The sequence below is a fragment of the Nocardioides sp. Root240 genome (assembly GCF_001428825.1).
Lineage (GTDB): Bacteria > Actinomycetota > Actinomycetes > Propionibacteriales > Nocardioidaceae > Nocardioides.
In genome coordinates this window covers 369,156-369,674 of the sequence record NZ_LMIT01000015.1, presented here as the reverse complement: position 1 = coordinate 369,674, position 519 = coordinate 369,156, and positions in this window count along the sequence as shown.

The following is a 519-nucleotide window of genomic DNA, read 5'->3' as shown; positions in this document are numbered from 1 at the left end:
CCCTTCCGCGGTGACCTCGCCGATGTCGAAGTGCCGCTGATCAGCAGCCTTCTGACGGTCCGCTTCGGCGCGTTCGGGGTCGAACCGGATGATCGCCTCGGTGACGAGGCGTTCGATCAACGCCCAGGTCACGTGCCCGACCGCGATCGCGAGCTGGTGATCCACATGNGTCCGCGACCCGTTCGGCCCGCCACGGCTCCACCCGCCCTGCCATCACCTGGGCGAAGGTCTCAGGCAGCCGCCAGGCACACTCCAGGACCCGCCCGACGTACGCGCGCCCGCCGTCCGGGGTGCGGCCCAGGACCGCGATGAGTTCCATCAGCGCGAACTCCGACACGAGTGGTGCACCCGGGCCGGCGATCGGGACGCCGGTGTCGAGGTGGGAGCCTTCCGCGATCGTCGCCGCCCCCTCGAGCGAGTCGACGACGTTGACCTCGGCCCACTCGACGATGCCCTGCCACTCCTCGTTCAGGGCCTCGCGTCGCACGGTCACCGCAGCGNGCTGCTGTCGAACGAGTG